This window comes from Rheinheimera aquimaris (genome assembly GCF_020531985.1).
In the GTDB taxonomy this organism is placed as follows: Bacteria; Pseudomonadota; Gammaproteobacteria; order Enterobacterales; family Alteromonadaceae; genus Alishewanella; species Alishewanella aquimaris.
This window is the reverse complement of sequence record NZ_JAJAVQ010000001.1, coordinates 37,825-49,729: the sequence shown is the minus strand read 5'-3', so window position 1 is coordinate 49,729 and position 11,905 is coordinate 37,825. Positions and strand designations below refer to the sequence as shown.

The following is an 11,905-nucleotide window of genomic DNA, read 5'->3' as shown; positions in this document are numbered from 1 at the left end:
TCAGGCGCTACGGTAGCAGGTCAATTTCAACACGCCGGTTCAGCGCCCGGTTCTGTGCGCTGTCATTCGGTGCTATCGGGTTGGCGTCACCATGTCCTTCAGGCCACAAGCGCCCATGTAAATTGGCGCCGGATGCCAATGCATCTGACATTGCATTGGCCCGGGCCAGCGACAAGTGCCAGTTAGACGGATATTTGCTGGTGAAAATCGGTAAGTCGTCCGTGTATCCGCTGACCAGAATACGGCCCTCAGTACCCTCGAGAGCACGGGCTATTTTCACTGCGATCGGCTGAAAACCTTCATTAATGCCGGTACTGCCAGGACTAAAAGACTGATCAAGCCCCACCCGGATCCGAACCCTGTCAGGCAATTCGATAACATCAAGTAACTCACGACGAATTTCGGTCTGTAACAGTTGCTGCAGCCGGATTGCATCCTGTTTCACTTTTGCTGTTGCCGGTTGAGGGGTGTCCTGTTGCCAGACGATTAAATTATTCAGTTGCCTGCTCACCTGATCCGAATAACTGTTGATCTGATAATTCAAATACATGTAGCAACCAAGCAGCACTGCCGCAACGACAGAACAAATTACCCACAGTGGAAATTCCGCCCTGAGCTGATTGGCAGCGACAACCTGACTGCGCCAGCCTGGCGAGAGTTCACGGGCCGGTTCACCGCGCTGTGAGCGAATGGCTTTATACGCACGTTCACGAAACCCTTCGAGCTTTTCATAACCACGCTCTTCAATCCGCATTTTGCCGACAAAGCCAAATGACAGACACAAATACTGCAACTCCAGTAACAACAGATGCTCTTTTGGCGAAGCAATGGCGTTATCAAGCAACGTAAAAAAGTACTCACCACCAAAGGTTTCATTATGAAAAGTAGACAGTAGGCTCTCCGTCGCCCATTCGCTGTTGCCGCCCCAACTGGTGTTAAGCACCGTTTCATCAATAAAAGAACACATGCAGTAACGGGCTTTTTCAATCAGCTCTGCAGAGATGCCTTTGTTACGCAGCTGCTGCTCATACTGGCTGATAAGCTGTACGCACTGTGTTTTAAGTCCTGCGACATCTGCGTGCTGTTTGGTGTGGCGTATTGGCGATACCAGAGAAAACAACGCACCGGCTTCATCTATCAGAATGTTATCGCTGATGGAAAGTACCTGCAGTCGTTGCTGATTATCAGTGTGCAGTGCATTAGCAGATATTCTGGTTTTGTCGTTGTCACCGGTATGGTGCTGCCCGCTGACCGGAGCAATAGCTTTGGCCGGGGCTTTACCTCCAGGTCGTGGTTTCATCACGGTTTTATCTGACATTGTTCGCTATCCATATTAATTATCAGAGAGGTACACTGTTACGACTTAATGGCCCACAGCTCTATTTTTAAACCCGGGTAATTGCCGGACAAATGCAATGCCAGCCCACCACTGTTTGCCAGGCGTTCCCAATAAATACTGCCTTTGTCCAGCTGAAAATAATGATATCCGGCGTGGTACGGTACCTGTCTCGGTGCGACAGGCAAGCCGGTCACAGCAATACCTGGCAGTTGGTTATTCACCAGCTCACGGATATGTTCTACCGGGCCAATCTTCAGTCTGGCAGGCAGGTGCTTACGAATGTCATCTGCCGGTAAGTCTGCCGACACGGCCAGTACGAACTGCGCGTACTCCAATAAGGTTTTATCTGTCAGTGGCGACACCAGAATGCCAAACTTGGCTTGCTCTAGAGGCAAGGCCTGAGCCGTTTGTTCAAGAACCACACTTAAAGTCTGATTCAGAATGACGCCAAGATTGCCAAACACCATCGTTAAGTCGTCATGCTGATATGCAGGAAACTGCGGCGGGCGTTTTTGGCGTGAAGTAAAAGTGGCGAGTTCCCCAAGCATACTGACAATCAGCCGGTACAGGTTAAGCGGATGCTCCAGCACACCTGTTTTCAGATGCCGCAGTACCGGTTCATAACGGTTTAATACCTGCAGCATCAGAAAATCTGCAATAGAATTAGCCGTTCCCTGCCCCTTACCCAGACGATCTGCCAGCGCGTCAGCCCGCTGGCACAGCATGCCCAGAGCTTCGTTGACAAAAGCAGTCAGTTCACCGTCTTGCTGAATATCGAGTAAAGGCGGGATAAACTTTTTCACCAGCTTAACTTCGCCTTGCTCAGATACTTCACGAATACGAGCTACCGGCAGGCAAATAAAGCCACCGCGGTCTTCAGATTCCAGCTTAAATTGCAGTTGTAACTTGGCTAACTGCAGTATTTCGGTGGCCTCTTCTGCCAGACTGTTATCGGTTATGCTGTGGTCGGTATAGCCAAAGCGACAGATCCGGTCTTTATCGTTGCTGATGTTCTGCCCACTGGCTTTATTTACCGGTAAACACAGATAAACCAGCTGATCGCGGCAAGACTTCGGTATCTGGACAGGTGCAGGCAACTGTTCTACAGCGGGCAGCTGCAGCACTGTACCATCGGCCAGCACCGCCTCAAGTTCAGCCAGGGCGAACTGACCAAACTTCAGGCTCTGTTGATCAATGCTCTGCAGGCGTATCCCCCAACAGTATGGCAACTGCATTGCCGTCTGCTGCTGGCGAACGTATTCAAAATAGCGTTCCTGCTGCTGAAAATGCTGTGGGCGCAGAAATAACCCTTCAGACCATGCAACGCGGCTAAAGTCACTCATTTATATACTTCCCCAACACAGACATTTACTGTTTACGCTCTAAGTCATGTTCACGGATATACACCGCTAATTTATCCACATAGACATAAAAATCGTCGTATCCGGTTGGTTTAACATCCACAACTGCGCGCCACCTTGCGCCCTCTATATCGCGATAGGCAGCCACTATAGCCACTGCCTTAGTGGCAGGCTGCAGCGCCATGCGATACTCATTGCGCTGGCCCGGTTCAAATACCAGCTCATCTTTCTTTAACAAGTCTGTACGCAAAATGGTTTCAGGACTGTCATACAGCGCAAAAAAGTCCTGATTTTCGAAAACAGTTTTCGATGCCAGCTCATACACTTTGATGATCACCGGTGACGGTCTGCCATCAAAATCAGGGTTAATATCTGAAGCAACCCGAAAATGCAGCTTGGTCGAGGGCGGAAAGGTTGCATATACCGCCTGGCAACCAGACAACACAACCATGCTTATACAGACAAGTATCAGTGTTCTTAAAAATTTCATCGCTACCACTCCTGACGGTATTGTTATGTCCTGCAGCTTATTTATTCTGCTTTTTCTGCAGACTGGCTTCATAGGCGCTAATAAAATCGTCATTAACCCCTTGTTTATCTTTTTTATTGGCTTCTGCTACCAGCTCAGAGTGCAGAGCTTTGTATCGACTCCACAGTCTGGCCTGACGCTGAGCAGGATTGACCTTATCGACAAAACTGCCACCGAAATCAGATGCTTCAATCCTGGCCGGAGACAGCTGTGTCAGTAACCCCGTCATAGCGCCCGCGGTACCGGCGAGAATAGCGGCTTCATGCCGGCTGATATCAGCAAAGGCTTCAGCGATTGCTTGCCTGGCGGGCATAAAGCTGGCACCTTTGCGATTAAACAGATTGTGAAAAGCCTCTTCAGTGTTGGCTGAAAACTTCAATGGATTATTTTCACGTTGCTGAAACGTAGTCTGATTTACCCGGAAAGTATTTTTAACATTGGAGCGCTCCCGCATAACGCCGATGACACCTTGCAGAGATTGCTGCAAGGCCTGACCAAGTGTCTCCCACCACTGCGCGGAAGCGGTTAAACGCGGGTCTGACTCCTGCACGCCAAGCCCTTTAAGAAAGGCCTGCAGACATTGTTGTGCAGGCTCCGAGCCGGTAATTTTTTCGTCAACCACCTTGCTGGTAATAGAAGATGTGCTCACCTCTCTAACCGGTGTTTTATCAGTGGCTTGCCACTCAGATGCCCAATCATCCGGAATAAGAGCAGACGGTGCGAGAAAATGATCATCCAACGTCAGCTCCGGCTCAGAATGTTTGTTTCTGCTGGTACTGACCACATTGTCAGCACCGCCGAAAATATCAGCCGCCACATCAGCAATAGACAGACCGGCAGCATGTTCAGTCACGCCCTTACTGCTATTCGGCGGTGTAGCTTCAAATGACGTAACCGGCCGCGGATGTTCATTCGACGTAGTATGTTCTGGCGGCATTGCATCAATCAGTGCCACCTGAATTTCATAATCCCCCATGCTCAGTACATCACCATGCTGCAATACATGCTGGTTTCCTGCGCCTAAGGCCTCAACTGCGCGATTAACAAACAAACCGTTGGTAGATTTATCCGTGATGGTAAAAGCATCATTGATGTAACTTATCAATGCATGCACACCTGAGACGACGCGTTCCGGATCCGGCAGATACCAGTCTGCCTGTTCAGAGCGTCCTAAACTACCACCGGCTGCATCAAAACGTTTAACCGCAACCTGTCTGGGTGAAAGGCGGTGGTAACTCAGCACTGACAATTCAAGTAACATATCCCTCTGCCCCACATTACACTCCTGCCTGTCAGCATAATCACAATTTATTTACCATAAATCGGTCGTGAAGGTTAAGTTAATTTAACTGCAACGTCAATAGACATTGATTTAACAATAAAGCAAACAATAGCGTGATAACTCACCCTTATTGTGAAATAATTGACAATTATTTAAGGTTTAAAAGGTAACATCCACTGCTGCCATGCTTAACAAGGAGTAGAATATGACTGTTCAGGACCCGGCCAGTGCACAAGAGACAACAGCAGATGATGCTGATAAAACACGCTATGCAGTGAAGGCAGGCAAACCCAAAAGCCCGATAGCCACGGCATCACAGACAGCCGTAGTCGATGGAATGCTGATAAAGCAGCGTTACTTACTGGAGACTAAAATTGGCTCCGGCGGTATGAGCGATATCTACCGCGCTACGGATACCTTTTTACAAAAAGCAGGCGTGGCAGACTGCACTGTCGCTATTAAGGTACTTCAGCCACAGTATGTTAACCAACCCGAAGCGCTGCAACTCTTGCTGCAGGAAGCACATAAAACACAGCAACTTTCACATCCTAATATAGTGCGGGTGTTTGACGTCGACAGTGATCAACAGCACCATTTTATTGTGATGGAGTTTCTTGACGGCGAGAGCCTTGAGCAGGTTATTAAACGTTATAAACCCAAAGGTTTACCGTTAAAGTCTGCTTGCAATTTACTGCAACAGATCGCTGATGCGCTAAATTATGCGCACCAGATAGGTATCGTGCATGCGGATCTGAAGCCAGCCAATATTATGGTCAATCGCGCAGGTGTAGTAAAAGTGTTGGACTTTGGCGTGTCGCAAACGCTGCAACTGAATCACGATATTTATGCTGCTGAACAGCAAAGCCAGACTGCGCCGTTAAGTGGCTACACGCCGGCTTATGCCAGCCCTCAGCTTTTGGCTGGTAATACGCCCTGTGTTGCGGATGATTTATTTTCATTCGCTTGCTTAAGTTATGAACTGCTGACCAGCAAACACCCGTTCGAGCGGCTACCTGCCGATAAAGCTGCAGCACAAAATAAACAAGCGACGAAACCGGCACACATCAACCTGTTACAGTGGCTTACGCTTAAACGGGCACTACAATTCGACACAAAACTACGCAACACTTCTATTACAGAACTGATGCAACGCTTCACGCAACAGCTGTGGCAATCTGCCGCTGTTGCAGCAGCGGTTATAATGCTCGCCTGGGGTGGCTGGCATTATTATCAGCAGCAACAAAGAGTGGTAGAGCAGTTTGAGCAAAAAACGGCATTGCTTGACGCGCAGCAGCAACAATTTCAACGTCTGTTTGACGCCTCGCCTGCTGAAGTGCTTGCAGCAGTGACGGAATCAACCGAGCGGGCAATACCGCACGAAGCCCTGCTTCGCTTGCAGCAAAACCGCATTCTGACCCATTTTGAACAACAAGTTGATCAGCTTATCAGTGACAGAGGTTTTACCTACCCTAATTATCCGGAAATTGAACGTATTCTGGCACAAGCTAAAACCTTGTACCCTGACTCGCATTATCTGGCCGAGCTCAGCAACAATATGCAGCGCAGTAAACAAACCGCTATTGAAGTACTGCGTGCCCAGCTTAACCAGTTATTGATTAATCAGCAGTACCAGGTGCAAAGTGATGCACCGGATCCTTTTACTATACACACAGAGCTGCAGCGCATAGATAGCCGCTACAAAATTATACCGGACAGCGCAGAGAGCGACGCTTATATCGCTGCATTTAACGATGCCGTAGCAACGAACAATGCACAGGCTTTGCAACAGCTGATTAAAGTGGGCCAGCTGTTGTTTGCCAGTAATGAGCTGACAGCGCCGTTGGTTACACAAGGGCAACAACTCGCGGCAGCTGTAGATGCCATGACACTATATGAACAAAGTGTTGCATCAGGTAATGACGCTGAATTTCCCTATCAAGCCGCTGAAGTGTTTTACAAGCACAGCTTCTCGTTACTTGAGAACGAGCTTGGCGCCAGTATTAAGGCAGCTGAAATCGATGCGGTTTATGACAAACTACAGCATTATAATAGCCTGGTACCGGCAGACTTCTCGCTACATGTATCGCTGCGACGAAAACTGGCGGATAAGTATTTGAGTTTGTCGGGCGAGCTATTGCAATCTAATCAGGTACGCACGGCTGAGCGCTTAATGCGCCGGGCTAATGAACTGATGAGTAGTATTGCCAGCTGATCAGCGGTAATGATCGACCCCCTGGCAGAGTTGCTGAATACCCAGCAGCGTGCGGGGGGTAGTACGGAACAGATAATCTGCATTTACGGTTAGAAAATGTCCCGCTTTCACCGCTGGCAAGGTCTGAAATGGTTTCCAAAAGCGAAAATCAGCACTGCGCCCCTGGCCTGCGGGCTGAATAATCACCTCCGGCTGGGTCAGTAACACTTGCTCAATACCCACTTGCGGATAATCACCTTTCACCTTTGCAAACGGATTTTCAGCCCGACACAGCGCTAATATCTGTTGCGGCCAGGCATTGTTCGCTACGGTGCTCAACGGCGTGGTTCCCATAGCAAAAAAAACCGTTACCGGCGTTTTATGCTGATATTGCTGCCGCAGTTGATTCAACTGCGCCTTAAATTGCTCCGCCTGCTGCTGCGCCAGAGATTGCAATCCGGTAAGCTTGCCCAGCATTATTAACTCTTCAGCAATATCATCCAGTGTCAAAGGATCTGAGAATGCAACTTCGATACCCAGCTGCTGCAGACGTTTGACATCAGCCTGCGGATTGCCGGTACGCCACGCAATAACCAGATCAGGCTGCAACGCCAGCACGGCTTCAATATTAATACTGGCATAGTTTGCCACACTGGGAAGCTCAGCAGCCTGTTCCGGATAATCACTGTAATCACTCACCGCAACCAGCCTGTCACCTGCACCAATGGCATACAACATTTCAGTAATATGTGGTGCTAATGCAATAATGCGCTGCTCTGCCCACGCCAAGCTGCTGTTTATCAACAGTATCAACATCAACCAGCGCATCACCAATCCACTCCTTTCTGCGCTTTCACACCGCTGTCAAATGCATGCTTTACGTTTTGTACTTCACTGACGGTATCTGCCAGCTCAATCAATCGCCGGTGGCAGGCGCGGCCTGTTATTACCACATGCTGAGTCGCAGGACGAGACAGTAATGCCCGCTCTATCCGGTCCAGTTCGATGTAATGATAACTAATCATATAAGTGAGCTCGTCAAGCAGCACCAGATCGATAGCATCATCGGCTAAAAACTGCTCTGCCTGTTGCCACACCAGCTCAGCAGCAGCTGTATCAGCCGTTTTATCCTGCGTATCCCAGGTAAAACCGGTTGCCATAACCGCAAACTGTACACCATGTTGTTGCAGCAAGTTCCGTTCACCACAATCCCAGTTTCCCTTTATAAACTGCGCTACTGCGGCTTTCTGACCATGCCCGACTGCGCGGGCGACAGTGCCAAAACCTGACGTTGATTTACCTTTGCCGTTACCCGTTATCACCAGTAATAAACCTTTGTCTTCTGTTGCTGCAGCGATGGCGCTGTCAACCTGCACTTTCAGGCGCTGTTGCCTTTCACGGTGACGTTGTTGTTTCTGCTGTTCTGAGCTCATGAGTTATCGCTATAGCCGTTGCCGGCGCATTATAAGTAAAAAGAAGACGCTGCCAGCCAGCGAGGTAATAACCCCCAGTGGAATTTCCTGCTGAGGCAAAATTAAGCGGGCCAGATTATCAACCCAAATCATAAACAAGGCACCAACCACTGCCGAGCCCAATAACAAGCGCACCGACGTTACACCAAAAAAATGCCTGACAATATGCGGCACCATCAGACCGACAAAGGCTATGCCTCCGCATTGCGATACGATACATGCGGTCAGTAACGCCGTTGCCAGTAACAATGTCAGACGCAACCGTAATGTATTCACACCAAGCGTACGTGCACTTTCATCACTAAACAGTAACGCATCCAGCTGTCTGCGAAGCGCCAGTGCCAACAGCAGTACTATTAACGTCACCGGTGCCAACAGCGCAACGCTATGCCAGTCTGTGCGGCTTAAACTCCCCATCAACCAGAACATGATGCGGTTAGCCGCGAAAGGCTCGGCAAAATACAAAATAAAGCTGCTTATCGCACTTAGCATAAAAGACACGGCAACGCCTGCCAGCAAGGTAATTTCCACTTTACGCCAGCGCTGGCCTGCGCAGACAGCAAATACCAGTGCCACGGCAAACAGTGCACCGGCAAAAGCACCTAAAGCCATACTTACCATCTGCGGCGGCAGCACGACACTGACAAGGGTGGCGCCTAGACCAGCACCAGCCATCAAACCAAATAAATAAGGATCGGCCAGCGGATTGCGGCTGGCATTTTGCAAAATAGCACCACAAATCGCCAAACCGGCTCCCACTACTACCGCGGTCAGTATGCGGGGCAGTCTTATTTGCCAGACAATAGTATTTAACAACTCGGCATTGATTGGCAGGTTAAAACCCTGGTTGGACAGTAAATAAAACACTTCACTGATACTTAGCTTAACACTACCAAACGTCAGGCTTAACAGCATGCTGACTAATAGCAAAAAAACAGCGCCCGCCATCATACGGCCGTAATGACGTCTTAGCATCGGTTACCACCAACATCAGGCAAGAATGTGAGTTGAAGCTTCTGTAGCTGCGGATGTAAATAGGTATGACAGCTCATCCCAAAAACCGGCTGCAACAAGGCCTCGGTCAGCACCTGGTCTGCCGGGCCAAAAGCACACTGTACTCCTTGGTCCAATAACAACAGCTTATCGCAGTACATCGCTGCCAGATTTAAGTCATGCAGACAAGCCAAAGCCGGAATGCCCAAATCGCGTACCAACTGCAATATCTGATGTTGAAATTTTACGTCCAGATGATTCGTAGGTTCATCAAGCAGTAGTATGGCAGGCTGCTGCACCAAAGCACGTGCAATATAAAGTCGCTGCAGCTCACCACCTGACAGCGTATCAACCTGTTGTGTTGTTTTATGTTCCAGCCCTACTTTTTGTAACGCCTGGTTTATACACTCATCATCTTCACTGTTGTTAAGTTCAAACCAGCTTTTGCGGGGTAAAAGCCCCATAGCGGCGACCTGGTGCACAGTTAAACTAAACAATGGAGGGGAATTCTGACTCACGACAGCCACAGTGCGTGCCAGCTTTGCCGCACTGTACTGCTGCACCGGTACGTTTTTTAGCAATACTGCGCCACTGTCAGCGATATACTGATTACATAATAAACGCAGCAGGCTGCTTTTACCGGCGCCGTTTGGCCCGATAATGCCGATAAATTCACCTGATTGCAGTGAAAAACTAATATTCTGCAAGATAGGCTTATTGTCTAAGCGAAGAGAAACCGCAGATACATTCAGCAAAACCAACTCCTGATAAAGGCAGCAGCCGGCCTGCGAAGTGCATGGCATGGTGCTGCTGTGAGCTCCCGCACAGAGGCATAACGCTAAGCTTAAGCAGGTATCCTGACTTGATGTGGTAACCCACAATCATCCTTCCCAGCGCAAAGCCAGTGGTTATAGATTGCAGCACATCTTACAGTTGCGGGTACAGTGCAGGCTTCTCACCTGCTTCCCTGTCTGGCGGGTATCAAACCGCCCTAAAGCTCGGCACAGTGTAACAGAAATATATCTTTGCAGTCATAACAAAACCGCCGGTTTAAAGCCGGCGGTTTTGTTATCTGGATTGAATATTGTATACGGGTTTAGTCCAGCGCACTTAACAGCGTTTTATCCAAGCCGTCTTCGTTCAATATTTTGACAATCGCCTGACAATGTTCGATGGTGAAGTCGCCATCAGCAATCTGTGCGTTGAGCATACTACGTCTTTTCATCACGATATCAGATACCATTTTTTTATCTGAACCGGTTTTATCCATCTTGGTGCTGAGTTTATCCAGAAATGGATACAGATTTTTTTCGGCATCGTAAGCAGCTGAGCGCACCGCCGGGTGGAAGTCCTCACAGGCATTAAGGTTCAGCAGATAGAAATTCAGATAACCGGCAACAGTTACCAGTTTATAATCCTGAGTATTAGCCATTGCTGCTGTGGAAAACACCGTTGCCGCAATAATTGCACTTGCCCATTTTTTCATTATGACTTCCTGTTGTTCAGCTTGCGATGCTATTCAATCTAACCACAAAGCCGGCGTTTTGCAACGTTAAGATGCTAAAAAGCAACGCATCATATTATATAGATAAGCTGACACGGCAAGAGCAAATTGCACTCAGCTATTTTCCCCTGGGTACGCACAGCCAGCTGTACTAAAGCCTTATTGCCGCATCATTACTTATATGCAACATTTATTGTCATCACATACTGTTCTGGAGTTTTTATGCGCTTTGTCACTCTGACCGTCCTGCTGCTGTCAGCCCCTTCTTCATTTACTCTGGCAAATAACAATTCAGCTATAAGCACGCTAAATCTGGATGAGACTATTACCGTATCAGGTTTATCCAGCGGTGCTTACATGGCAGGTCAATATCATCAGGCATTTGCCAGTCAGGTCAAAGGTGTTGCCATGTTAGCCGGCGGGCCGGTGTACTGTGCGCAAAACAGCCTCGGGCTGGCATTAGAGCATTGCTTTAACAAAGACACCAGCGCACCAGACCTTGCAGCAATAGAGCAGTACCTCACGGCTGCACGCGAAACCGACAAACTTGCACCGCTCAGTGCACAGGCAGATGATAAGGTATGGATCTTAAACGGCACTGAAGATAAAACAGTACAACCAAAGCTGGGGGCCTTGCTATACCTGCAGTACCAGCGCTGGGTTAAACCAGAGAATATCGTGTTCGTCGATGACAAAGCATTCGCGCACACCTTTCCGACAGATCGTAATGACCTGGGTAATTGCAGCCAGTCAGAATCACCATATCTGGCAAGTTGCAACTACGATGCCGCAGGCGCTCTGCTTAACCACCTCATCGGCGACATTAAACCTAAAGCTGCAACCACCGCCGGCGAACTTGTCGAGATAAATCAACATCAATTATCTACAGCTGCGACAACCACTCTTGCTAAAACCGGTTATTTATATATCCCGCAGCGCTGCGCCGCTGGCGAACCATGCCAGCTGCATGTTAGTTTCCACGGTTGCAAGCAAAATGCAGACAACGTCGGTGACGCGTACACCACAGGCACAGGCTTAAATAACTACGCAGATACCAACAATATTGTTATTTTGTACCCACAAACGCAGGCAAGTAATATCAACCCGTTTAACCCCAATGCCTGCTGGGATTGGTGGGGCTATACCGGAGCCGACTACGCAACAACAAATGGCCCTCAGCTGCAGGCAGTGCATCAGTTAGTACAAGCTTTACTGCGCGGGCCAAAGCAGTAAC

11 protein-coding genes and 1 riboswitch are annotated in these 11,905 nt (G+C 48.8%); of the genes, 2 read left to right on the top strand and 9 right to left on the bottom strand.

What is annotated here, in order from left to right; genetic code table 11:
• Nucleotides 1-7: 7 nt before the first annotated feature.
• From icmH to tagH, 4 genes are read right to left on the bottom strand one after another with little or no spacing between them, the layout of a single operon-like run.
• Nucleotides 8-1,318, bottom strand: a complete 1,311-nt coding sequence (gene icmH, locus LHL18_RS00210) for a type IVB secretion system protein IcmH/DotU (RefSeq protein ID WP_134055109.1) — start codon at nucleotides 1,316-1,318, stop codon at nucleotides 8-10.
• 38 nt (nucleotides 1,319-1,356) lie between these two features.
• On the bottom strand, nucleotides 1,357-2,682 hold the full coding sequence (gene tssK, locus LHL18_RS00205) for a type VI secretion system baseplate subunit TssK (RefSeq protein WP_226765312.1): 1,326 nt from the start codon (nucleotides 2,680-2,682) through the stop codon (nucleotides 1,357-1,359).
• Between the two features lie 25 nt (nucleotides 2,683-2,707).
• Nucleotides 2,708-3,190, bottom strand: coding sequence for a type VI secretion system lipoprotein TssJ (gene tssJ, locus LHL18_RS00200; RefSeq protein WP_134055113.1), 483 nt, complete (start codon nucleotides 3,188-3,190; stop codon nucleotides 2,708-2,710).
• 37 nt (nucleotides 3,191-3,227) lie between these two features.
• The gene (gene tagH / locus LHL18_RS00195; protein ID WP_226765311.1) at nucleotides 3,228-4,505 is read right to left on the bottom strand and encodes a type VI secretion system-associated FHA domain protein TagH; all 1,278 of its coding nucleotides are present in this window, start codon (nucleotides 4,503-4,505) and stop codon (nucleotides 3,228-3,230) included.
• A 211-nt stretch (nucleotides 4,506-4,716) separates the two neighbouring features.
• On the opposite strand from tagH, the gene LHL18_RS00190 reads away from it, so the two are divergent.
• Entirely contained in the window at nucleotides 4,717-6,723 is a 2,007-nt protein-coding gene (locus LHL18_RS00190) for a serine/threonine-protein kinase (protein ID WP_226765310.1), read from the top strand.
• Here the strand turns inward: LHL18_RS00190 and LHL18_RS00185 are convergent, their stop codons facing one another.
• From LHL18_RS00185 to LHL18_RS00165, 5 genes are all read right to left on the bottom strand, one after another.
• Nucleotides 6,724-7,530 carry a cobalamin-binding protein gene (locus tag LHL18_RS00185; RefSeq protein WP_226765309.1) on the bottom strand — a complete coding sequence of 269 codons (807 nt, stop codon included), beginning with the start codon at nucleotides 7,528-7,530 and terminating at the stop codon, nucleotides 6,724-6,726.
• Complete coding sequence (cobO, locus tag LHL18_RS00180; RefSeq protein ID WP_226765308.1) at nucleotides 7,530-8,135, bottom strand: cob(I)yrinic acid a,c-diamide adenosyltransferase; 606 nt, start codon at nucleotides 8,133-8,135, stop codon at nucleotides 7,530-7,532. Before cobO ends, LHL18_RS00185 begins: the two co-directional genes overlap by 1 nt.
• Before the next feature lie 9 nt (nucleotides 8,136-8,144).
• Nucleotides 8,145-9,149 (bottom strand): FecCD family ABC transporter permease, encoded by a 1,005-nt coding sequence (locus tag LHL18_RS00175; protein ID WP_226765307.1) that lies wholly within the window; start codon nucleotides 9,147-9,149, stop codon nucleotides 8,145-8,147.
• Entirely contained in the window at nucleotides 9,143-9,922 is a 780-nt protein-coding gene (locus LHL18_RS00170) for an ABC transporter ATP-binding protein (RefSeq protein WP_226765306.1), read from the bottom strand. The genes LHL18_RS00175 and LHL18_RS00170 overlap by 7 nt, the downstream gene beginning before the upstream one ends.
• A 75-nt stretch (nucleotides 9,923-9,997) precedes the next feature.
• A riboswitch (cobalamin riboswitch) is annotated at nucleotides 9,998-10,178 on the bottom strand.
• Between the two features lie 85 nt (nucleotides 10,179-10,263).
• Complete coding sequence (locus tag LHL18_RS00165; protein WP_134055126.1) at nucleotides 10,264-10,653, bottom strand: hypothetical protein; 390 nt, start codon at nucleotides 10,651-10,653, stop codon at nucleotides 10,264-10,266.
• Nucleotides 10,654-10,893: 240 nt separating this feature from the next.
• Between LHL18_RS00165 and LHL18_RS00160 the strand changes: the two genes are divergently transcribed.
• The gene (locus tag LHL18_RS00160; protein WP_226765305.1) at nucleotides 10,894-11,904 is read left to right on the top strand and encodes an extracellular catalytic domain type 2 short-chain-length polyhydroxyalkanoate depolymerase; all 1,011 of its coding nucleotides are present in this window, start codon (nucleotides 10,894-10,896) and stop codon (nucleotides 11,902-11,904) included.
• Nucleotide 11,905: the final 1 nt, after the last annotated feature.